The sequence below is a fragment of the Nostoc sp. FACHB-892 genome (assembly GCF_014698795.1).
Lineage (GTDB): Bacteria > Cyanobacteriota > Cyanobacteriia > Cyanobacteriales > Nostocaceae > Nostoc.
In genome coordinates this window covers 252,789-276,580 of record NZ_JACJTR010000005.1, presented here as the reverse complement: position 1 = coordinate 276,580, position 23,792 = coordinate 252,789, and the positions used below count along the sequence as shown (strand labels likewise).

The window sequence follows — 23,792 nt, the reverse complement described above, 5'->3', positions numbered from 1 at the left end:
AAGTTAGAACGAGAGTAAAAAATACTTGAACATTAAAGGATTTTCAACTGTGGTAAGCATCCAAGACATCAACGCTGTAATTTCAACTACGCCTGTGCTACCTGACCTTTTAGGCAGGTTTGGAAAATTCGGCGGTAAGTACGTCCCCGAAACCTTAATGCCTGCATTAACTGAGTTAGAAGCGGCATTTAATCAATATTGCAATGAGCCGAGTTTTCAAGCAGAACTGCAAAACTTATTGCGCGATTATGTGGGACGACCCAGCCCATTATATTTTGCTGAACGTTTGACAACAAACTACGCTAGACCAGATGGCACAGGGCCACAAATTTATTTAAAGCGTGAGGATTTGAATCATACAGGCGCTCACAAAATTAATAATGCTTTGGCTCAGGTGTTACTAGCTAAACGCATGGGTAAGCAACGGGTGATTGCAGAGACGGGTGCAGGTCAGCACGGGGTTGCGACTGCAACTGTATGTGCTAGGTTCGGTTTGAAATGTGTAATTTACATGGGCGTTCAGGATATGGAACGCCAAGCCCTGAACGTGTTCCGCATGAAATTAATGGGGGCAGAAGTTCGTCCAGTAGAAGCAGGTACGGGAACTCTCAAGGATGCAACTTCTGAAGCAATTCGGGATTGGGTGACGAATGTAGAAACAACCCATTACATCCTGGGTTCTGTTGCTGGCCCTCATCCCTACCCAATGATTGTCCGTGACTTCCACGCGATAATTGGTGTAGAAACTCGCGCTCAAGCTCAGGAGAAATGGGGAGGATTACCAGATATTCTACTGGCTTGCGTGGGTGGAGGTTCCAATGCGATCGGCTTATTCCATGAGTTTGTGCATGAACCCTCGGTGCGCCTAATCGGAGTCGAAGCGGCGGGTGAAGGTGTAGATACAGAAAAACACGCTGCTACCTTGACAAAAGGAAAAATAGGTGTATTGCACGGTGCAATGAGCTATTTACTGCAAGATGATGATGGTCAAGTCATCGAAGCCCATTCAATTAGTGCCGGATTAGACTATCCCGGCGTTGGCCCTGAGCATAGTTATTTAAAGGATCTTGGTCGCGCCGAATATTACAGTGTTACCGATAAACAAGCGTTAGATGCACTCCAAAGGCTTTCGCAACTAGAAGGGATTATCCCAGCCTTAGAAACTGCTCATGCGATCGCATATCTCGAAACCCTTTGTCCTCAGTTAGAAGGCAACCCCCGCATCGTCATTAATTGTTCGGGCAGAGGTGACAAGGACGTGCAAACCGTCGCCAAAGTCCTTATTCCTTAATTTTCTCTTCTTGTCATTAGTCATTTGTCCAAAGTCCAATCGTGAATGACTAATGATCCAATGACTAATGACCAATGACCAATGACTAATGACAAATATGATAGCTGTAACTAAAACTCAACTTGACAACATCCCCGTCACTCCTGAGTTCTACAACTGGTCAGCTTTATTGCAACAGTTGTTGAATCGGCAATCGTTGACGGTTCCCCAAGCTGCGGATCTAATGCAAGGTTGGCTCACAGATGCCATTCCTGATGTCCTATCAGGAGCAATTTTAGCCGCAATTCAAGCTAAAGGCGTATCCAGCGAAGAATTAGCTGGAATGGCTAGCGTCTTACAATCCCAATCCCCAATCCCCAGTACCCAATCTTTAACTCCCCTAATAGACACCTGCGGAACTGGTGGAGATGGCGCTTCCACTTTTAATATTTCTACTGCTGTTGCCTTTGTCGCTGCTGCCGCCGGGGTCAAGGTTGCCAAGCATGGCAATCGTTCCGCATCTAGCAAGACTGGTTCGGCTGATGTGCTGGAAGCTTTGGGTATAAATCTCAACGCCACTCCTGAGAGAGTGCAAGCCGCAGTGGGTGAAATCGGAATCACCTTTTTGTTTGCTCCAGGTTGGCATCCTGCACTCAAAGCGATCGCAACTTTGCGAAAAACTTTGAAGGTGCGGACTGTTTTTAACTTGCTCGGCCCGCTAGTAAATCCCATGCGACCAACGGGGCAAATTATTGGTGTGAACGACCCGCTTTTACTAGAGGAGATTGTTCAAGCTTTATCCCAATTGGGATGTCAGCAAGCGATCGCACTCCACGGACGCGAACGTTTAGATGAAGCTGGTTTGGCAGATGTCACTGACTTGGCTGTACTCCAAGATAAAAAAGTGCGTTCTCTAACGCTCAATCCTCAAGAACTTGGTTTGAGTTTCGCACCAACTGCGGCGTTGTGCGGTGGAGATGTCGAAGAAAATGCCGAAATCTTGAAGGCAGTTCTCCAAGGTAAAGGCACTCAAGCGCAGCAAGATGTAGTCGCTTTAAATACAGCTCTCGCGCTGCAAGTTGGTGAAGCGATTGATGGGGAAACTGATGTTTTAGCAGGTTGTGTTAAGGGTATTGCCCTTGCCAAGGAAATTCTGCAAAGCGGCGCTGCTTGGACAAAACTAGAACAACTTGCTGAATTTTTGCACTAATTCCCAAGGTAAGGGCACAGCATTGCTGTGCCCCTACGAACGGACTGTATTACACCCAAAAACTATACGGAAGAAAAATAGATGATTATCATACTTAAGAGCGGTACGCCTGTTGAAGAAATTACTCGCATCAGCCAAGAAGTGAGTGAGACTTGGGGAGTCACGGTAGAAAAAAGTGTTGGCACTCATAAAGTTGTGCTGGGGCTAATTGGTGATACCATTAGCATCGATAAATTACAGGTTCAAGAGTTCAGCCCTTGGATTGAGCAAGTATTACGAGTGCAACAACCTTTCAAGCGCGTAAGTCGAGAATTCCGACATGGAGAAGCCAGCGAAGTTGTTGTACCAACACCTAACGGTGATATCTATTTCGGCGAAAATCATCCAATCGTAGTAGTCGCCGGGCCTTGTTCCGTTGAAAATGAAGCGATGATTGTCGAAACGGCAAAACGGGTGAAGGCAGCAGGAGCGCAGTTTCTGCGTGGCGGAGCTTACAAACCCCGCACTTCACCTTATGCGTTTCAAGGTTATGGTGAAAGCGCTTTAGATTTATTAGCAGCAGCGCGGGAAGCTACTGGTTTGGGTATCGTCACAGAACTCATGGATGCTGCTGATTTATCAGCAGTGGCGAAAACCGCTGACATAATCCAAATCGGAGCGCGAAATATGCATAACTTTTCGTTGCTCAAAAAGGTAGGCGCTCAAGATAAACCTGTGCTACTGAAGCGGGGAATGTCTGCCACAATTGACGAGTGGCTGATGGCGGCAGAATATATTTTGGCATCTGGAAATCCCAATGTGATTCTTTGTGAACGGGGAATCAGAACCTTTGATGGCAAATATGCTCGGAATACTTTAGATTTATCGGTGCTTCCGGTATTGCGATCGCTCACCCATTTACCAATTATGATTGATCCCAGTCATGGTACTGGTAGGTCTGAATATGTTCCATCGATGGCAATGGCTGCGATCGCAGCTGGTACAGATGCTTTAATGATTGAAGTTCACCCCAATCCAGCTAAAGCTTTATCTGATGGGCCTCAATCTCTCACTCCTGATAAGTTTGACCGCTTAGTTCAAGAAATGTCAATTCTGGGCAAAGTAGTTGATCGCTGGTCTACACCTGCATTTGATACCATCGGTGAAAGCCGCATTCTCTTCACACCAGAACTATCAAAGTAGATAGACCGTAATCTAAAACGATTTTTTGCAAATGGTTAAACCTGATCAACAGATTCTTTCATCTAGAAAATCCGTTGATCAGGTTTTCATCTACCCCGCCCTGCTTACATAGAGGGCGGGATTTTCAAATGGATTTCTCACAAGTAGAAATCTGGGTTATCCCTCTTCTGTCATTCTCCAAAAACTTTTGCCATTTCTGAATTCTAAAGCTTTTGTATAGCCTGCGCTCGCGCAATTCTTTTCTAATACACAGAATACAAGATCAATTTTTTTCTAATAGTATAGCTTGTATTGGTTGCCTCATGGGGCTTCTAGCGATCGCCCTCCCGGAAAGTGACAGAAGAAGGGTAATAAGCAATTAAACAAACATGATATTAGAGGGTTAACAAACAGATAGTGATTGCAGCGTCTGTAATGAGTTTTATTACTTGCGATGGTTTCAAGTTAAATAAACTTGTATTTAAGATTACAGATAATGAAAAACTAGATTTGTGTGGAATTAATTTTCCTCGGCTATCAAGGAGTAATAATGGTTTTAAGTCAATCTAAACGTGCTGTAGGCGTATTTACTCATCGTCGAGATGCAGAACAGGCACTACATGAGTTGAGAGATTCTGGCTTGGCTATGGAAAAAGTATCTGTAGTTGTACAGAATACAGATCGCAATCATGAGATTGCCGATGATGAAATTAAAGAGCGCACTGGTGATAAAGCCGACGAAGGTGCAACAGTAGGAGGGCTTTCTGGGGGCGCTGTTGGTGGGTTGACTGGTTTATTAGTAGGTCTTGGTACTTTAGCAATCCCTGGAGTTGGTCCAATAATGTTGGCTGGCGCAGCTGCAACTGCTTTAGTTACAACCCTTGTTGGTGCAAGTATTGGTGCTGCTACTGGGACTTTTGCTGGTGCGCTTGTTGGTTGGGGAATATCGGAAGACCAAGCTAGAGCATATAACGAGCGAGTAGAGCATGGACACTATTTCATAATCGTGGATTGTACATCTTTTGAAATTGCTAAAGTAGAAGCAATCTTACACCGTTGGGGTATTGAAGAGTTTGGCATTTACGAGCCTCTTAATAGTGAGCAACTACCTACAAATTATTTGACCACGAGGACTTCTGCAACTGCCATGACTAATAAAAGTGGCATTTTGGCCAAGTATGCTATTAGTTACTTTAATAGCATAAATAATGCTATAACCGCAATTAACGATATGTATGCCGCAGGTTTTTCAGCAAACCAAATTTCCTTAATTTGCAAAGACTTTTCTCAATTGATTGGGTCAATTGATGTTAATTTAAGTGAGCGTTTTGACGCTATGAGGCTAGGAATAGCAGATGAGTGGGCACGCTTTTACAACGAACAAATTGCTCAAGGCAATTACATACTTATCGTTAGTGGCACAGACAATGAGCTTGAATCGGCTAGCTTAATTCTGGGCAATTATGGGGTTCAAGAATGTCAAATTTATGACCCCATGTTAATCCGTTCTTGAAAACTAGTAACGGAAAATCTAACATTTTTGTTAAAGCAAACAAATATACAGCAATACTTTCAATCGACTCTAGTCTTTAGCTGTATCTGTTACAGATGATAATTAAAGCCAAAAACTAAGTATTTCAAAGGTGTCAAAAGAGGAAAATACTCTTAATAAAGATTAAATAGAGCAATTATTTAATAATATTCCGCCCGGTTTCCGGGCGAATATATAACTAAGCAATTGTAATAGCTAGATTACTTCATCTAAATCTCCTCAGGAATTTAGAAATGTAATTAATAGCCTTCGATAGTATAACCAGCAGATTGAACTATTTGTTTAATTGTCTCTTCAGAAGCCGCAGCGTCTACAGTTACGGTTTTTGCATTAACATCCACATTTATTTTGGCATCAGATTCCATAGTCTGAATAGATTGAGTTATTTTCTTAGCGCACTCATCACCTTTGATATCCGGAACTTTCAATTTAATTGCCATTACTTACCTCAGTACATCAACTGGAATTTATATTTATAAATATCATAATGGTTGATATAATTAGCGCACATCTTACTAGAGTGAGGTAATTGAGTATCCAAAAGATAGTAATAAATAATAGTTATAGTTAGATTATCTTTGACAAATTTTGTAGGTAATGAAATTAAATAAAATACCAGAATATATAAAGTTATTTATGAAAATCCACTAAGTACCACTAACTTCTAAAAACCCGCTTTTTAGTTTGTTTTAAAGACTCCAGTAAACATTGCAGATTCTCTTATAGTTGTTCCCGTTGTTCTCCAGCACTGTCTAAACATACAAGCATCTATACGTAAGTCACGAAACCTTATTGTCTGTGGTTTTTACTTTATTTTTATGCTCCAGGTCTTTCTGTCCAACTTTTACGGCATATATATATTCAAAAAACAACTATATTATGGAGTATATCGACTATGGGCTTCACAACAAAAACCTTTAGTGATGCGATTGTAGCAGAAGTGTTACATGGCTGATCCCTATGCTTATCGGTAGATGCCCTTGTTAACTTCGTTGTGTCAAGAAAGTGACTCCCGTGATTTAGTTGAAAAAAGTATAAAGTATCGGGCTACCTATTTTTTTTGAGTTCGTGCATACTTCTCACAACCTTTGTTACTAAATTTCTGGGTGTAAATCTGACGCTTTCAGTTAATAGCTTATTTCTTATACCAGGAACAACAACGGTTTTGTTTGTCATCAAGCCCCGATAACCAATTTTAGCAACGGTTTGCGTATCCATCATTCTCTTGACGTTAGCAATCTTTGAATCTTCCATTGCAGCAGTTTGTTGAAATTCCGATGCTGTTGGCCCTGGACAAAGAACAGTCACGCTGACACCTGTGCCCTGTAATTCATTAGCGATCGCTTCTGAAAATGATAACACATAGGCTTTAGTAGCAAAATAAACTGCCATTAAAGGCCCTGGTTGAAAAGCAGCCGCTGAGGCCACATTTAATATTTTTCCATAGTCTTGCTCAACCATATCCTTGAGAAATAGCTTTGTTAAATGAGTTAGACTCACCATATTTACCTGAAGCATTTGCAGTTCAATATTGAGGTCTGTTTCGCTAAATGCTCCATAAGTACCAAAGCCAGCATTATTAACCAGCACATCAATCTTGATGGATGCTTGCTGTAGTTCTGCGAAAATTTCTTCTGGGGATGTTGAGATAGATAAATCCTTAGTTAGAATTTTCACAAAAATGCCAAATTTTTGCGGGAATTCACCTATAATTTCACTAAGTTTTTCTTCATTCTTATCCACTAACACCAGATTATAACCATGACGAGCAAAAATCTGGGTTAATTGATAGCCTATCCCACTAGCTGCTCCTGTAATTAGAGCAGTTTTTTTTTTCCGGCTTTCAGATGTTTTATTCATGCTAAAGAATGACGAACGTGAGTTAATTAATTTAAGTTTTATAAATTTAGCTACAGCAATATACAGCAGTTTTCTAAGTTCTACATTTTGTATCTTACTTACTTCCAATCTGCTGTATAATTTTTGCTATAGCTATTTTTATGCGGACAATAAATGATGCTATCCACCTGAAATGAGTATGCTTCAATCAAGCATATTAGACGCAAATATAAAAATCTGTATCTATATAGACAAGAGCAAAAATATTTAATATAGTCATCAATGCTACAGCAAATGTTATTATGCCAGCTACAAAGAGAACGCTTTATGAGTTTCAATCCCTAATAGGGATTTTGATTAATTGCAATAGGAAATTGGTTTTGGTGGCATTGTTTCAGAATGGTTTCAATCCCTAATAGGGATTTTGATTAATTGCAATAATCAACGCTTTTTGAAGGTTTTTGGGCGTTGTATGTTTCAATCCTTAATAGGGATTTTGATTAATTGCAATCTCACTCACATGAGTAGAAATGGCGTGCCACTGCGGTTTCAATCCCTAATAGGGATTTTGATTAATTGCAATCTGAGCATCGGTATAAGGGCAAGTTAAAGTATAGGTTTCAATCCCTAATAGGGATTTTGATTAATTGCAATCAGAAATAGAAGCAAAGGGTGCTTCAAGTACTGCGTTTCAATCCCTAATAGGGATTTTAATTAATTGCAATAAGAGTTACCCTCTGGGAATACATAGGTAAAATAGAGGTTTCAATCCCTAATAGGGATTTTGATTAATTGCAATTAGTTTAGAAAAAAGAATACTTTTTAGAAGATTGGTTTCAATCCCTAATAGGGATTTTGATTAATTGCAATCTAGTGAATCAGTACACTACTTGGTTTACGAGTGCGTTTCAATCCCTAATAGGGATTTTGATTAATTGCAATGGTTGATCAGCGTAGACAGTACAAAGACAGGCTGACGTTTCAATCCCTAATAGGGATTTTGATTAATTGCAATCGAAACGTCGCTCCGGTGTTGGATTACCGTAAGTAATGTTTCAATCCCTAATAGGGATTTTGATTAATTGCAATCAGTATGACTAGGAACATGGGGCGTAACCTGCGTGTTTCAATCCCTAATAGGGATTTTGATTAATTGCAATTTGATATACGCAAATGCTACCAAGACAAGAAAGATGTTTCAATCCCTAATAGGGATTTTGATTAATTGCAATTTATTTTAGTTCCTATAAATATTTACGAGTCATTTGTTTCAATCCCTAATAGGGATTTTGATTAATTGCAATGACTACCGGGTTATCTTGAGGGTTACTTGGGGATGTTTCAATCCCTAATAGGGATTTTGATTAATTGCAAATGATTCCCGTAGCGTGTACGTGTATAAATGCGCGGTTTCAATCCCTAATAGGGATTTTGATTAATTGCAATGCGGGAGCCTGAAAGCCAAGCTATATTTAGTTTTCAAGGTGCGGTTGCGCGATTCTAGAGCCATCATAGCATTAGAGAATTTGTTTGGAAAGAGTGCCGGAAAACCTTAAAGGCTGAAACTAACCTTTTGTAAGCATTTCAAAGATTGCGCGGATGACGATTGGTGAATTAGCGGGGTGAAACGCTTCCTGGTGTTGAGATAGAAGCACTTTTTCAGGGCTGTAGAATTTGTACATCTACCCTTCCGCGCACATAACCACCACAGGTTCTGCGAAAATCATGAATGTTAGCTTTATCTCAGCGATCGCCTATATTATTATGCGTCACTATTTTGTCTAGGTTAACGCATAGGCGCTTCGCTTAAAATCGCTGACCTGTAGTCACTTCAAATCTAACTTCTCCTTGGTCGCTAATTCCTAAATCGCCTCGAATCAGCCCAAAGGATGAATTGACTCGCAATCCTAAGCCATAACCAAAGCCACTTCCAGGTTTGTCTCGCAGCACTCCTGGTTCTCCTAGCACGGTTTCGCTAGAGCCGAAATCTGAGGCTAAGTCAGTAAAGAGAACTCCCCCTATTGACTGAAAAAGTGGAAAACGATATTCCACCGAAGCTAAACCATAACTCCGACCACTGGCAACTTTACCATAACCGTAACCTCTGACAGAATCTAGTCCACCAATATTAAAGGCATCAGCTGGTGGAAAGTCTCCAATAGTCGTACCAATTTGTAAGTTAATAGCCAACATTTCTGGATTGTCGGTTGGTCTACCATTACCTATCCAACTGACTGGTAAATACTGAATATAGTCTCCTTGTAGACGGTTGCTAGAAATATTGCCCAGTCCAATGGGAATCGCTTGTTCTGTGCTGAAGGTGAGGATTGATCCTTGAGTCGGATTGTCTCGGCGATCGCGTTGATCTCTGGATACAGCAAATGATACTGTAAATAGGTCATCAATTCCAGTACCGCTAACAGATAGGGGACTCCCTAATCTATCGACCTGTGCAACGTTATATTCTTGATCGCGTAGGCTAATCCGGGTATAGTTGAGAGCCACGGTTGTATCCCAGTCATCAAAAGAGCGTAAAAGTCCTACAGAACCGCCAAACCTTCCCTCTCGCACTTTGTCGCCGTTAGACAATCTAATATCTTCGTTGAAAGTTCCCGATATATTTCGACTACGGAAACCTCTAATGCTATACCCTAAGCGGTTTGGTTCTTCAGGACGATAACGACTAGTGAATTGACCATTAAACTGGACATCTTTAGTGCTAAACTGCACAGTTGTATCTAATTTATCATTCAGACCGCTAATATTTGCATCTTTGTAACCGACCCGTCCGAATAGCCCAACATCTTCATTATTACCGCCTCCTAAAATGAAAGAAGGGAAGTTACGCTCTTTAATTTCATAAATGATATTAATACTAGAAGCATCTTCTTCAGAGTAAACATTGACTTGATTAAATGACTCTAATCTCCTCAATCGTTGTAAGTCTGCTTGAAGTAAATCCTCACGGAATACCTGACCTGGTTTGAGTTTCAGCAAACCAATGATAAAATCTGTCTGAGTCCGCCCCTTGATTGGCTGACCTTTATCATCAAACAATTCATCTTTCCCATTAATAAAACGAATCTGGATGTTTTTGACAACTTTTTGGGAAATTTCAAACGTCTGGCTATCTCCTAGAGTTGTTCCTATATAATCACCATATTTGGCATAACCTCCTTCTATATGAATCGTAGCTTTTGGGGTCACAATACCACTAGCCTCATCTTGAGTAAGAGGTTGCGAGTCTGCAAGAACCTGTGGATTTTCCCCACCCATTAACATTACTGCGATCGCAACTACAGTTATTTGAACTCGCATATTAGAAATCCGTTAGTGTTATTAAGTTTACAGCATAGATCGGATCTCTTGTGCGTAAGTTCTAGATCAATCTTGCTATTGTTATCCCAAAAACGGTTGCTTGTTTTGCCAGCACTCAGTATAATCTCTCAGACTATTTTCAAATTGCGATGACCTCCGGCGGGTCGTTACGCCATCGCTCTTGATAAAGTCCTCAAAAGTTTAGAAGTTGCGCTGCTGCTAGGAGAGGGTATAGTCTGGGAAATAGAACCTCTTCCCGAAAGCTATGACAGAGAAATACTCAGATTTAAAGCTCTTGTTTGGCTTTTTTATAGATAATTAGAATGGGGAATTATCTGCTAAATCCACTTACACATAAAAAGCCATGAGAGAAAAACCTAAACAACAAATGCGTATATGGGCGATGTTGTGTCATTTCTCGGCTTTGTTAGGGTGGATATTATTGTTTTCTTTAGTGTTTATTGGTATTCCTGTATATTTACCCCTAAATCTTTTAGTTCCAGTTCTAATTTGGCGATGTAAAAAAGTACAGTATCCCTGGATTGATTTACAAGGAAAGGAATCTATAAATTTTCAAATTTCTTTAACATTATATACCTTTATTGTCATAGCAATATCCTTAATTTTGCTGTTAACTAGCTTTAGTGTGGCAGTAACTACCAATGGTTCATTTAATGAAATAAAAACTACTTTAGATAGTTTATTAACTGTACTTATGTCACTAGTCTTATTCAAATTGGTATTACAATCGTTTATAGTGACCTTTGCTGCTATTAAAGCTTACAATGGGGAGCATTATCGTTACCCATTGACTATTAGAGTTTTACGATAGAAAAGTGTGATAACACTTATTCCGAACGAAAAATATCACAGAAATCAGGGAATAAAAATTATATGATTGGAGTTGCGATCGCAGGCACTGGATTTGGTAAAAAAGTCCACATACCGGGATTTCAAGCACATCCTCAAACTGAGGTAGTTGCTGTTTATCACCGAGATATAAATAAAGCTAAAGCCATAGCAGAATCCTATAATATTCACCACGCCTCCGACTCACTTGCTAATATTGTGGCATTACCAGAAGTGCAAGCAGTCAGTATATCTACACCGCCATTTTTGCACTATGAAATGGCAAAAACCGTATTGCAAGCTGGGAAACATTTATTACTAGAAAAACCCACAGCGTTAAATGCAGTTGAAGCTAAAGAACTTTATCAGTTAGCTAAAGCAAAAGGCGTTATTGCGACTGTAGACTTTGAATTTCGCTTTGTACCAGCATGGCAGTTGTTTGCTGAACTATTATCAGAAAATTATGTGGGTAAGTTGCGCCTAATTAAAATTGATTGGTTAGGTTCTTCTCGTGCTGATACTTCACGCCCTTGGAATTGGTATTCTGACAAGGATAAAGGAGGCGGTGCATTGGGATCTTTGGGTTCTCACGCCTTTGATTACATTCACTGGTTATTTGGGCCAGTCCGTAGATTAAACGCCCACTTAACTACTGCGATTCCCACACGAGTCGACCCTGTTAGTGGGGAATATAAGCCAGTTAATACAGATGATAACTGTATATTAACCCTAGAATTAGCGAATGGTACACCTTGCCAACTTTCTATTAGTGCAGTTGTTCATGCACCCAGAACCCATTGGGTAGAAGTATATGGCGATCGCGGTACATTAATTGTGGGCAGTGAAAATCAAAAAGATTATATACATGGTTTTCGTGTTTGGGGTTCCCAGCCAGGTAAACCTTTAACAGAAATAGAAATACCGAATCGGTTAATTTTTCCCAAAAATTATGCTGATGGGCGCATTTCAGCATTTATCCGCGTAGTAGACCAATGGGTGCAAGGAATTGACCGCAATCAAGAAATTACACCATCGCTACGAGAAGGAATTTATTCTCAGCTGTTGATGGATTTATCCCATGAATCTCATACAAAAGCAAGTTGGGTAGATGTACCAAGCTTGGAAGAGTTTATTAGCAACTAAAGAGAAAATGAGCAAAACTCCCCGCATTCGTATCCCGCCAGAAGTGAAGAAATATGTTTTTCAACATTACAAATATCAATGCTAAAGCTGCGGCAAAACTACTGGAGAAACTAACCTCAGTATTGACCATATCATTCCCCTTTTTCGTGGTGGTCAAAATGATATTAGCAATCTACAAACCCTCTGTTTAACGTGCAATCAGCAGAAATCAAGCAACGTTGATTCCCGCTTCCAGCAATATTTTAAACTTTAGGTTAGGATTGGATGAGCTATTAATTTCTCACGATTCATGCCTCAAAATCACAATAGCAATTCTCTCAGATTCTTCAATATTAAAACTACGATTCTCTATCTCTTCGCGGTCATAGCTGTTTTAGTAGTATCCTTTCCTTGGTTATATGAGATTAAAACGAAAGCTGGGATCGATATATCACGTAGCCGCCATGCAGGAACCTTTTTTGAGAAACATACCCACGGACTTTTCAGGTGTGAGTGGCTTTATCCCTATCATTGCGATCGCTAGTTAAGTAACCTGAGTTCGGGATAATAAATCCTCAAAACCCTTGATTTGTCATTGTTCGGTCCAAAGCTCTGTTTTAATCTATTCTCAATCTGACTTTTCCCGTTAAGTCATGAAACAACTAAGCAACAAGAGTTTCAGACTATATTTTATTCTCAATAAATTAAGATTACTGACAATTGCGAGAGAATAGGGCTTTGGGCTAGGGGAAAAGTCAAGCGATGTCTGCGACAAGCTGCAAAGCATCTACGCTCAATCAAGGAGATAACGGGAAAAGTCAGCACCAGTTTCCGTATAATACATGGGAACTCTCTACAAGAACCAGGATCATCCTTGGTATGTTGAAAGCAATCGCACTAACGACCTCTATGAAAAATCTAGCTCTACTATCTGCTACAGCCCTGACTACCACGTTTGGCTTAGTTTTTGGAACAATGCAAACCGCCTCTGCAATAAATTGGAACTGGAATTATTCTGGTACTGGTATAGAGGCAAACGGAACTTTCACCACTAATGACACCCCTAACGAATTAGGTTATTACTTAATTTCTGGAATTACAGGTACACGTAATGGTGAAACAATTACTGGTTTACAACCCGCAGGGACTCCAATCCCAGGAAACGAACCTTTTAATGTTGATAATTTAATTAGTCCTAATAGTCAACAGTTAACGGGTGATGGTTTTGGTTATTCCACATCAGGAGGAAACTTTGTGAGTCCTTTTTTTGCTAGTTTCTTGCCGACACCTGGTTATTTAGAGGTTTTTTCTGCACCACCGTTGACACCAGGTTTTGAAAATTTGGGAACAGAAGATAGTGAATTACCCATTAGGTTTTCTGCAACTATAATCAGTGTCCCTGAACCCACATCTATCGTGACCTTACTTGCTCTCGGCACTTTTAGCACACATTTAGTATTGAAACGTAAAAAGCTATCCAAATTAACTGATAATAAGCTCGAAAAAGTTTCTTAAAACCATCAGCGAACGCAGAAAAGATGGCAATAAGTCAACACAAGCAACCTTAAGGAATACTTATCAGAACCCGAACTCAGGTTAAGTAAAAGAAATTAAAAAGAAAAGGGGAAAATTTTCCCCTTCTCTCTACGTGAAATTTTTATCTCAACTGACTTAACCGAATTTGATATAACCTCGTTCCCAATCTTTAACTAGGAACGAGGTTCTGATTTAAGTTGACAGCAATGCATGGCTGTGATGCGCTACATCCCTAACTGATTTGAGATCACGCTAACATCAACGGCTAACTTTTTGCCCAACTTGAGCAACTGAAGACACTGATTATCTGCTTCATTCCCAAGGCTAGTAATACACACAGGCGCTATCTGACTTTGCAGACAACTAAAATAGAGTTCTTGCGATCGCTGTAGAGAAACATCAATATTTAGTTGATCCCCGACATCAATCAATCGTTCCAATAGCTGGATATCTGCATTAAAGCTACCATTGGCATCGTGCAACAATTGCCAGAGCGATCGCGCAATTAACTGTTCTAACGTCTGCCTACCATCGGGAATATTCAGCCGACAACGCAGATGTTTTGCTTCAGTAGCGATCGCTTCTAATTCTAATATGTGACTCCAACTCTTTTGGGGATCAGCGATATCTTGCTCAAGCGACCGCAATGTCATCAAACAGCGATGCCCCAAAGCAATATCGGCTGCTACCTGCAATTCTTGCGGTACTGCTATTTCATCTCGATGAAACGCCATCAGCACACCATAATTATCACGGTACGCTTGGGTATACAACTGTCCTAAACGTGTCAGCGTTTCCTGACTAAGCAGCCCCATAATCCGGTGGCGTTCTTCAGCAAATAGATTTTGCAAGTTGAAAGCTTCTTCGCCAAATAGCTGTGTCATCGCCAAGATAGTATGAGCTGCACTAGCTTGTTTTAGTGCGCCGAACAGCTTTTCTTTTAATTGGCTGTAGTCACGCCGCCCAGTAAATTGTTGAATACAGCAATGGAAATCCCAGCCTCCCAAATGGAGAACCGCAAATACCAAATGTTCGCTTTCCCAAGTAATCTCTGATACCAGCTTTAAATTCCCCACAGCCAGAGTTAGCGATCCCATGCGTTGCAGTTGGTAATCTAGCTCATTAGCAGCGTAGCAATAAACCTTTTTCTGGTAACGCTGAGACTGTTTGTCCGCAGCATCTTTTCTAGGCAAAGAATTGTGCGTTTCTGCTGGTTTGTGATTGGTAAATAAGGAAGTAATGGCGTAATGGGCTGCTACTTGCTTAAAGCCAAGCTGGGCAGTTAACACGAGTTGCCGATAAATTTCGCCACCGTGTTTGAAGTCATCCACATTGCTGGGGGCTAAACCAAGACGTTTGACGAAGCCCTTTTCCAACTGCACACCAGCCACTTCCCCTGCCAATTCCAAAGCACGGGCGGCGTAGCGCAGAATTTGTGTCCCCTCTGGACGGGAAATTTCTTCAAAAAACCAACCGCAACTAGTGAACATCAACAAAGCGTGACGCTGCATTTCCAATAGCCGTAGTGCGTCTACTTGTTCGGCTGCGGTTAGTTTGTGGGTTTGATGACGGGCTAGGAAACGGTTGACATTGGTAGCAGTGCGATCGCGCATTACTTGGATATATTCATCTCGTGCTTGCCAGGGATCACGAAATAATTGCTTACCATGTTCTTCATACACCTCAGTTAGCTGATCCCGCAGCCAATTTAGGGCATCCCGCAGGGGACGACGCCATTTCTGATGCCAAATGCTGCCTTCTCCACCGCAACCACAGTCATCCTGCCACCTATCTACACCGTGGGCACAACTCCAGGCTGTGACTGATTTTAATTCCACTTCCCAACCGGGAGAATTTAAGCTGAGGTAATGGGCAAAGTTCGTCACCGTCCAACCCTGTTGAGGAAACTCTTTAGTAAAGGCGTAGGCTAAAGTTTTTTCAGTTCCCTTCTTGTGATGTCCGAAGGTTTCGCCATCCGTTGCCACAGAGATTAACTGTGTTGGCCGATGATCCCCACGCACAGCCGAACCGATACGTCCAGCAAAGCGGCTAGCATTATAAACAACATCACTAAAACCCATATCCCGCGATATCGGGCCATCGTAGAAGAAGATATCAATGTAGGGGGAGGAGTGGTTACTATCCCCATTCCCCTCTTTGATTGCACTCAGAGGTGAAGATGAAGTGTCTAGTGTGGGCTTCAAATAACAACGATAGGGACGGGTGGGATCAATCTGACTACCACCGACTTCGTGCCATTCAGGATTGGGATGATCTTCAGTGGGGACAGGACGACAACGCAGTGCTTGAGATGGTGCAAGGATAATAAAGCGAATACCCTCAGCAACAAGAGCTTCTAGGGTGGCATAATCCACACCTGTTTCTGCTAACCACATCCCTTCGGGATCGCGGCCAAAGCGAGAGCGGAAGTCTTCTTTACCCCAGCGAATTTGGGTATATTTGTCGCGTTCGTTTGCCAGAGGCATGATGATGTGATTGTATACTTGCGCGATCGCATTGCCGTGACCATGCAAGCGATCGCTACTCTTGGCATCCGCCTCTAAAATCCGCTGATAAACCTCCACATCGTAGCGTTCTAGCCACGACATCAGCGTTGGACCAATATTAAAACTAAAATACTCGTAATTATTGACGATCTTCACCACTTCGCCTCGGTCATTTAAGACTCTGGCAAAAGCATTTGGACGATAGCATTCCCAATGAATCCGCTCATTCCAGTCATGGAAAGGTGCAGCGCTCGGTTGGCGTTCAATTGCGTCCAGATAAGGGTTTTCCCTTGGTGGCTGGTAAAAATGACCATGCACCGTCACATAAACACCATTAGCCTTTCTCAGGGGATCGGTTTCTTTAGTGTTTTTGGGATCTGAATGTAATGTTAACGTTGAGCCAGAGCTAGCTGGCATTTCAGCAGCAGAAGTCATGTATATTTATCCAAAACAAAAAACTTGCAGTTGCACCGAAAACATTGTGCGTAAAGCTTTCTACAATAGTTTGAGCACAAAATCCGGTATAAACAACAACTATGGAATCCAACCAAATTATTGACAAATCTTTCTTATTCTAGTGGGAAATCTGCGTTATCGCACAGCCCTTTCCCTGAAGGCTCAAAGTAATTAGCTCAACAAAGATTCAGTTAGGGGTTTTTTCGTTAGCAGCGCCAATCAAAATTTTAATTGTCTTTTAATACATTAAAACCCATTTTCGGTGTAATAATTTGGCTCAAATTCATACTTTTGCAACAAAAAATTACGAAAACTCCTTAAATCGCAATCTTATTTTACATACAGAGGATTGAACTGAAAACAGTACAATTTCTGAATTGCTCTACAGGCGGTTGAGAGTATCCTATTGGAGTGCTGAGTAAAAGTAATGGTTAATTCAACACTCCAAATTTAAAATTTAGGATTTATCGCTGTGAATGATACCTTCATACCAAGGCAACAAATGTCAACTAAAAACATTATTCTTCTGGTTTTATTACTATTTATCCCAGTTTCTCTAGCAGCCCACTTTCTGGAGTGGGGAGAATTGATAGTTTTCATTACAGCTGGATTGGCAATTCTGCCCTTAGCAGCTTGGATGGGTACAGCCACAGAAGAAATTGCTGTTGTAGTGGGGCCATCAATGGGGGGCTTGTTAAACGCCACCTTTGGCAATGCTACGGAACTAATCATCGCCCTAGTGGCGCTGAATGCTGGATTCATAAATGTAGTCAAAGCCAGTATCACGGGATCGATTATTAGTAACTTACTACTGGTGATGGGTTTTTCCATGCTTTTGGGGGGACTGCGCTACAAAGAACAGACATTTCAGCCAATTGTGGCGCGGGTGAATGCTGATTCGATGAATTTAGCGGTGATTGCCATGTTGATGCCAACGGCAATGAATTATACCTCTCAAGGAATTAACGAAGAAACACTGCAAAATCTTTCTATTGCTGTTGCTGTGGTGTTAATCCTGGTTTACGCCCTAACACTGCTATTTTCGATGAAAACCCATTCTTATCTATATGATGTGGGTGTAGCGGAGACAGAAGAAGAGGAAACCCCTCATGCTAAACCAAATATGATGTTGTGGGTTGGCGTGTTGCTAGTATGTACCTTAATGGTGGCAATTGAGTCAGAAATGTTAGTTGATTCTCTAGAAGTGGCCACATCTCAGCTAGGTTTGACGGCACTGTTTACAGGGGTGATTTTGGTTCCCATCGTCGGTAACGCGGCTGAACACGCTACAGCAGTCACCGTGGCAATGAAAGATAAGATGGATCTTTCCCTTTCGGTAGCTGTGGGATCAAGTATGCAGATTGCCCTATTTGTCGCGCCTGTGTTAGTTATAGCTGGGCGGATATTGGGACAACCAATGGATTTAGATTTCCAACCCTTTGAATTAGTAGCTGTGGTTGCGTCAGTCTTGATTGCAAACAGTATTAGTTCTGATGGTAAATCCAATTGGCTGGAAGGGACTTTATTATTAGCTGCTTATACAGTGTTGGGATTCGCCTTTTACTTCCATCCAGTTATAGAAGGTATCGGGTAGTAACGCAGGGCAGAAGTCAGAAAGAGGAAAAGGGGCAGGGAGCAGGGAGCAGGGGGAAACCCCATAAATAAATTTACTTGCTCTGTACCTTTTTATTTTTGGTCAAAAGTTTGTAGTAAGGACTTTATTTAGTCCTTATCTTCTAAGCACGCTTTGTGCTTAGTACAAACTCTCAAAACGAGCTTAGACATTTTACTAGTTAGTAGTGCGAGGCCGAGTAGCCCGTCGTAGACATCGCTCATAGTTTAACGGATTTGCGGAAGTTCCCACCCTGAACGCCAGTAAAATAAAGAGATATAAGAGCGATCGCCTGTATGAGCTACTGCCTTAATCCTCATTGTCCCAAGCCTGAAAATCCTCATGATGTCAAGTTTTGCCGGGCTTGCGGTTCCAAGTTACTTCTCAAAGAACGTTACCGTGCTATCAAACCAATCGGGCAAGGTGGTTTTGGCAAAACCTTCTTAGCTGTGGATGAAGATAAACCCTCAAAGCCACGCTGCGTAATTAAGCAATTTTATCCCCAATCTCAAGGCACTAATACGCTTGCCAAAGCCGTAGAGTTATTTAACCAAGAAGCGGTGCAGTTAGATGAATTGGGCAAACATCCCCAAATTCCCGAACTACTGGCATATTTTACCCAAGAAAACCGACAGTATCTTGTACAAGAATTTATCGACGGGCAAAACTTAGCCCAGAAATTGGCACATAGAGGTGCTTTCAATGAAATACAAATCCGGCAGCTATTAAATGATTTATTGTCAGTTTTGCAATTTTGCCACGCTAGACAAGTAATTCACCGTGATATTAAGCCAGAAAATATTATTTTACGCGAGAGCGATCGCAAACTAGTATTAGTAGATTTTGGTGCTGCTAAATCTGCCACTGGTGCTGCCTTAAATCAAACTGGTACTAGTATTGGTAGTCCAGAATATGTTGCCCCTGAACAAATGAGAGGTAGGGCTGTTTTTGCCAGCGATATTTACAGCTTGGGTGCTACTTGTGTTAATTTATTAACCCAGCGATCGCCTTTCGATTCTTATGATACCAACAACGATACTTGGGTTTGGCAGCAATACTTGAAAACTCCTGTTAGTAATCAGTTGAGTCGCATTCTCAACAAAATGTTAGAGAGTATTCCAATTCGGCGTTATCAAACAGTAGATGAAGTTCTCAAAGATTTAAATCAACAGTCGCAAGTAGCAGCCACGCCATCGATTTCACCAAAACCTATTCCTCAATCGCCACCTAATTCTCCACCTGCTTTTGTATCGCCATCTCCTAGTCAAATTGATCTAGAATTAGAACAAATGAAAACCCAGTTTTTGGGTAGTAATAAACCTCAACCACATAAAATACAAGCATCAACCCCTACATCTCAGCCTTCTAGTAAAAATGAGATAGATAAAGAATTAGAAGAATTAAAAGCCAAATATCTTGGTAATAATAACCCTTAAAATTAATTTTTATCAAGAATAAGTATATCTCATGATAAAAAATAATAATTTCTGGCTCCAGCTTGAGCGGCTTGTAGCTATTTGTAATTTAAAGATAGATCGCCCAAAAGGAACACCACATCCCCGATATCCATCTTTTGTTTATCCACTTGATTATGGATATCTAGAAAACACTAGTTCTGGAGATGAAGGCGGTATTGATGTCTGGTTAGGAAGCTTATCTGAGAGGAAAGTAACTGCAATTATCTGTTGTATCGATTCCGAAAAGAAGGATTCAGAAATAAAGATACTTCTAGGTTGTACGTCTCAAGAAACTCAAGATATCCTTAACATCCACAAGACTGGTTCACAATCAGCAGTACTATTAGTACGCACAATCCAAAAAATTGGATAATTTATTTTTTGGAGTTCTCTAAAAAGAAAGTGACTCTGAAACTCAGAGCCACCCTTAAAACTGTATTCTGAAACTTTTTAACCTTTCACAATATCCTGATGTAGGTGTGTGAAAATTTACTTCTTAGCTTCAGCAATGGGAACCCATTCAGTATGGAAACTTCCGGGCTTATCAAGACGCAGGTAGGTATGTGCGCCGAAGTAGTCGCGTTGTGCTTGAGTTAGGTTTTGAGGCAGGCGATCGCGGCGATAGCTGTCAAAATAATCCAAGGATGCGCTAAATGCGGGTACTGGAATTCCCAGTGTTGCAGCTGTAGCAATTACTTCCCGCCAAGCAGTCTGTCTGTCGAGAATTGTCTGCTTAAATTCGGGAGCTAACAGCAAGTTAGGCAAAGCTGGATTTTCGCTAAAAGCCTTTTTAATCTTATTCAAAAAGCGAGCGCGAATAATACAACCACCTTTCCAAATCCGCGCCATTTCGCCCAGATCCAAATTCCAGTTATATGTTTTTGAAGCTGTGGATAGCAACGCCATCCCTTGAGCATAAGAACAGATTTTTGAGCAATAGAGAGCATCGCGTACTTTATTGATAAAGTCCTTGGTTTGCCCGTCATATTTGCCACTGGGGCCTGTGAGGACTTTAGACGCTGCAACCCGTTCCTCTTTAATAGAAGATATAATCCGGGCATTAACCGCTGCTGTAATTGTGGGAATAGAGACTCCCAATTCCAATGCTGTTTGCACAGTCCAGCGTCCAGTTCCCTTTTGACCGGCTGCGTCAACAATCAAATCTACCAGGGGTTTATTTGTTTCTGGGTCAAGATATGGGAAGATATTCTTCGTAATCTCAATCAAAAATGAATCGAGTTCATCGGTGGTGTTCCATTCAGCAAACACTTCATGTAGCTGATTATGGTCTAATCCAGCGACATTTTTCAGCAAGTCGTAGGCTTCAGCAATTAGCTGCATATCGCCATACTCAATACCGTTGTGTACCATTTTGACATAGTGGCCAGAACCACCAGGGCCAATATAGGTTACACAAGGGCCATCATCGACTTGGGCAGCAATTTTGTTGAAAATTGGCGATAGATACTCATAAGAGCTTGTTGTACCTCCAGGCATCAGTGAAGGCCCATTTAGCGCTCCTTCTTCACCGCCACTGACACCCATACCAAGATACCGAAGCCCTGCGGGTTCTAATTCCTGAGTGCGTCGTTCCGTATCTTCAAACCAAGAGTTGCCACCGTCGATAATGATATCGCCTTCCTCTAACAAGGGTTTGAGTTGAGCAATCACCGCATCCACTGGTTTACCAGCTTGCACCATTACTAGGATTTTGCGGGGACGTTCCAATAAGGCAACGAATTCTTCCAAGGTAAAGGCGGCTTTGACGTTCCGTCCTGTAGCACGCTGCGCCATAAACGCATCCGTTTTTTCTCGGGAGCGGTTGTAAACTGCAATTGGGAAGCCATTGCGCTCCACGTTTAGAGCGATGTTCTCACCCATAACGGCTAATCCAATCACACCAAAGCTTTGTAGTGTCATAAAAAATTTCTGGCTAACTCTTGCAGATCCTTTTACCTTTAAGGGTAGTCCGATATTTTCCGTTCTCCCCTAAAGAAGACCTTAAGACTTGAATAAAGGGCAAAAATCCGCAACTAACACGGCTAATTAATTTTAAATTGTATCTAAATCAACAATTGACTGACAAAATTTGCAAAATTGAAATAGTCAAAGGACGCAGTAAGGAGTAACCAAATAATGCTGGCATTTGTCCTAGCTTTGGTGGTCGGTATTGGTAGTTTAGCCATTTATATAGCAGCTTTCTTTTTTCCAGAAATCCACCGCAAGAATGACTTTATCTGGAGTGGTGTAGGACTATTTTACGCCCTAGTTTTATGGGTGTTTGCACCACGCATTACTGGAGGTTTGTTGCTGGGTCATATAGCTAGTGTGGCTTTATTGGTCTGGTTTGGCTGGCAAACTCTATCATTACGTCGCCAACTAACCCCGCAAGTACAACAAACTCAAGTACCCAGTCCTGAGACAGTGAAAACTGGCATTCAAGAACAGGTAAATAAATTCTCCCTTCAGGAACGCCTAGGCCAGTTGCAAAAAGGTCTTGGTAGCACCTTCAGTGGTGTGAAAAACAAGGTACAACAGACTGGGAGTAAAAAAACACCTACAACCCCCAAACCTGAAGACATTACCTCTGTAATAGCAGAGAAACCTACTGTTGAGATTATCGACAAAACTACTGCCATACCAGAAAAACCAGCAGAGGAGACAGTTACTACTGACACCGAAGCCAAAACCGAGAGTGTACCGGAAGCGATTCCACCACATCCCCCATCTCCTGAATTGGTGGAAGCAGCGCAACCAGATGCAGAAACTGATGATAAGCAACCGATTCCCGTAGAATATATAGCGCCGGATGCGGTACTAGCTCCCCCGGCGGAAACGCCACCTGAAGAAATACCGCCAAATCAAGCTAGTTGAATGCAGTGAAACTCAGCGTTAACCTTAGATGAGGCTGGGTTTCACTCAAAATGCTATTAAAGAATTTTTGGTAAGTAATGATAGTCTAGCTGTGAAGATAAGACAGCATTTAGGAGAGCGATCGCTGTTTGATTTTGCAGTAAAAAACCTCACCCTGTTTTATCAGACATCCCTCTCGTTACTTTGACTTTTCACGTTATGTGGAAAAGTCCACGAAAAACCTAGCCCCCTAACCCCTCCCGATGCGGCAGGGTGGTTTCATACAAAAAAAGAAAAATAAAATGCATAAGTCTTGATTTCTGGTTTTGTGGCATAGCTTTTTACCCCTCTCCAAACCTCTCCCCCACCGGGGGAGAGGCTTTGAAACGCAGTTTTAGTTTTTCTCCGCTTGTATGAAACCACCCTGCTTCCCGATGCGGGAAGCGGGAAATTCAAAGTCTCTCTCCTTTTAGAAGAGAGAAATAGAAGTGAGGTTTTCCAGATGCCGTAAAAAGTCGGCTCGTTACTAAAGAAAGGGACAAATTTTACATAGTCCAATCAAGGTGAGGTATCTCAATTGCACACACCCTAAGTATTTGTTGCAAAAATTCAATTTTTTATTGCCAATGTTCAAACAATTGTTACTCACGTTAAAGCATTTATAAGAAAGGCTTAAGTGTTTCTTACAAAAATTAAATATTTTCTTATCAATGTTGAAGCAGTTGTTACTCACGTTAAAGCATTTATAAGAAAGGCTTAAGTATTTCTTACAAAGATTAAATATTTTCTTATCAATGTTGAACCAATTGTTACTCGCGTTAAAGCATTTATAAGAAAGGTTTAAGCATTTCTTACAAAGATTAAATATTTTCTTATCAATGCTGAAGTAATTGTTATTCAGGTTGAAACTGTTTCCTTAAAGAGTACATCTGATTTTAAGCAGAGAACTTTCGCCAACAGCATCCGCTAACACAGTAAAAGCAATAACACACTCTATATTTTTTCAACGCCCAAAGAGTGGTTTGGCATCAAAAACTACTTTTATCAAAA

18 protein-coding genes, 1 pseudogene and 1 CRISPR repeat array are annotated in these 23,792 nt (G+C 41.2%); of the genes and pseudogenes, 14 read left to right on the top strand and 5 right to left on the bottom strand.

From position 1 onward, the window contains the following. The first annotated feature begins 58 nt into the window (after positions 1-58). The 4 genes from trpB to H6G96_RS09540 all read left to right on the top strand — a co-directional run bounded on the left by trpB (position 59) and on the right by H6G96_RS09540 (position 5,154). Positions 59-1,291: a tryptophan synthase subunit beta gene (gene trpB / locus H6G96_RS09555; protein ID WP_347242205.1), complete on the top strand. Its 1,233-nt coding sequence runs from the start codon at positions 59-61 to the stop codon at positions 1,289-1,291. 97 nt (positions 1,292-1,388) lie between these two features. Beyond that, entirely contained in the window at positions 1,389-2,480 is a 1,092-nt protein-coding gene (trpD, locus tag H6G96_RS09550) for an anthranilate phosphoribosyltransferase (RefSeq protein ID WP_190911298.1), read from the top strand. Between the two features lie 81 nt (positions 2,481-2,561). Then, a complete protein-coding gene (gene aroF, locus H6G96_RS09545; protein WP_190911228.1) occupies positions 2,562-3,662 on the top strand; it encodes a 3-deoxy-7-phosphoheptulonate synthase in 1,101 nt (366 codons plus the stop codon). Positions 3,663-4,191: 529 nt separating this feature from the next. Beyond that, the gene (locus H6G96_RS09540) at positions 4,192-5,154 is read left to right on the top strand and encodes a general stress protein (RefSeq protein WP_190911227.1); all 963 of its coding nucleotides are present in this window, start codon (positions 4,192-4,194) and stop codon (positions 5,152-5,154) included. Between the two features lie 278 nt (positions 5,155-5,432). On the opposite strand, the gene H6G96_RS09535 is transcribed toward H6G96_RS09540, so the two are convergent. The 3 genes from H6G96_RS09535 to H6G96_RS09525 all read right to left on the bottom strand — a co-directional run bounded on the left by H6G96_RS09535 (position 5,433) and on the right by H6G96_RS09525 (position 10,350). Continuing rightward, complete coding sequence (locus H6G96_RS09535; RefSeq protein WP_190911226.1) at positions 5,433-5,633, bottom strand: heavy-metal-associated domain-containing protein; 201 nt, start codon at positions 5,631-5,633, stop codon at positions 5,433-5,435. A 607-nt stretch (positions 5,634-6,240) separates the two neighbouring features. Continuing rightward, on the bottom strand, positions 6,241-7,053 hold the full coding sequence (locus H6G96_RS09530) for an SDR family oxidoreductase (RefSeq protein ID WP_190911225.1): 813 nt from the start codon (positions 7,051-7,053) through the stop codon (positions 6,241-6,243). A gap of 310 nt (positions 7,054-7,363) precedes the next feature. Then, a CRISPR array of direct repeats spans positions 7,364-8,478; the repeat unit is 37 nt; unit sequence GTTTCAATCCCTAATAGGGATTTTGATTAATTGCAAT. Between the two features lie 360 nt (positions 8,479-8,838). Continuing rightward, complete coding sequence (locus tag H6G96_RS09525; protein ID WP_190911224.1) at positions 8,839-10,350, bottom strand: BamA/TamA family outer membrane protein; 1,512 nt, start codon at positions 10,348-10,350, stop codon at positions 8,839-8,841. Positions 10,351-10,714: 364 nt separating this feature from the next. On the opposite strand from H6G96_RS09525, the gene H6G96_RS09520 reads away from it, so the two are divergent. The 5 genes and pseudogenes from H6G96_RS09520 to H6G96_RS09505 all read left to right on the top strand — a co-directional run bounded on the left by H6G96_RS09520 (position 10,715) and on the right by H6G96_RS09505 (position 13,836). After that, on the top strand, positions 10,715-11,182 hold the full coding sequence (locus H6G96_RS09520) for a DUF4870 domain-containing protein (protein WP_190911223.1): 468 nt from the start codon (positions 10,715-10,717) through the stop codon (positions 11,180-11,182). A gap of 62 nt (positions 11,183-11,244) precedes the next feature. Beyond that, positions 11,245-12,342 carry a Gfo/Idh/MocA family oxidoreductase gene (locus H6G96_RS09515; RefSeq protein WP_190911222.1) on the top strand — a complete coding sequence of 366 codons (1,098 nt, stop codon included), beginning with the start codon at positions 11,245-11,247 and terminating at the stop codon, positions 12,340-12,342. Between the two features lie 7 nt (positions 12,343-12,349). Then, positions 12,350-12,595, top strand: a pseudogene (locus H6G96_RS09510) (HNH endonuclease). Positions 12,596-12,631: 36 nt separating this feature from the next. Then, complete coding sequence (locus tag H6G96_RS41215) at positions 12,632-12,865, top strand: hypothetical protein (RefSeq protein ID WP_242063212.1); 234 nt, start codon at positions 12,632-12,634, stop codon at positions 12,863-12,865. A 218-nt stretch (positions 12,866-13,083) separates the two neighbouring features. Continuing rightward, positions 13,084-13,836 (top strand): PEP-CTERM sorting domain-containing protein, encoded by a 753-nt coding sequence (locus H6G96_RS09505; protein ID WP_242063211.1) that lies wholly within the window; start codon positions 13,084-13,086, stop codon positions 13,834-13,836. A gap of 245 nt (positions 13,837-14,081) precedes the next feature. Here the strand turns inward: H6G96_RS09505 and H6G96_RS09500 are convergent, their stop codons facing one another. Then, positions 14,082-16,799, bottom strand: coding sequence for a DUF3536 domain-containing protein (locus H6G96_RS09500; RefSeq protein ID WP_190911221.1), 2,718 nt, complete (start codon positions 16,797-16,799; stop codon positions 14,082-14,084). A gap of 523 nt (positions 16,800-17,322) precedes the next feature. On the opposite strand from H6G96_RS09500, the gene cax reads away from it, so the two are divergent. The 3 genes from cax (at position 17,323) to H6G96_RS09485 (ending at position 20,262) form a co-directional block, all read left to right on the top strand. Continuing rightward, a complete protein-coding gene (gene cax / locus H6G96_RS09495) occupies positions 17,323-18,414 on the top strand; it encodes a calcium/proton exchanger (RefSeq protein WP_190911220.1) in 1,092 nt (363 codons plus the stop codon). A 314-nt stretch (positions 18,415-18,728) separates the two neighbouring features. Beyond that, positions 18,729-19,868 carry a serine/threonine-protein kinase gene (locus H6G96_RS09490; protein ID WP_190911219.1) on the top strand — a complete coding sequence of 380 codons (1,140 nt, stop codon included), beginning with the start codon at positions 18,729-18,731 and terminating at the stop codon, positions 19,866-19,868. Positions 19,869-19,899: 31 nt separating this feature from the next. Then, a complete protein-coding gene (locus tag H6G96_RS09485; protein WP_190911218.1) occupies positions 19,900-20,262 on the top strand; it encodes an inorganic pyrophosphatase in 363 nt (120 codons plus the stop codon). Positions 20,263-20,378: 116 nt separating this feature from the next. Here H6G96_RS09485 and gndA read toward each other — a convergent pair whose 3' ends face one another. Next, positions 20,379-21,809, bottom strand: a complete 1,431-nt coding sequence (gndA, locus tag H6G96_RS09480) for an NADP-dependent phosphogluconate dehydrogenase (protein ID WP_190911217.1) — start codon at positions 21,807-21,809, stop codon at positions 20,379-20,381. Positions 21,810-22,025: 216 nt separating this feature from the next. Between gndA and H6G96_RS09475 the strand changes: the two genes are divergently transcribed. After that, entirely contained in the window at positions 22,026-22,763 is a 738-nt protein-coding gene (locus H6G96_RS09475; protein ID WP_190911216.1) for a Ycf66 family protein, read from the top strand. Between the two features lie 28 nt (positions 22,764-22,791). Next, a complete protein-coding gene (locus H6G96_RS09470) occupies positions 22,792-22,950 on the top strand; it encodes a hypothetical protein (RefSeq protein ID WP_190911302.1) in 159 nt (52 codons plus the stop codon). Positions 22,951-23,792: the final 842 nt, after the last annotated feature.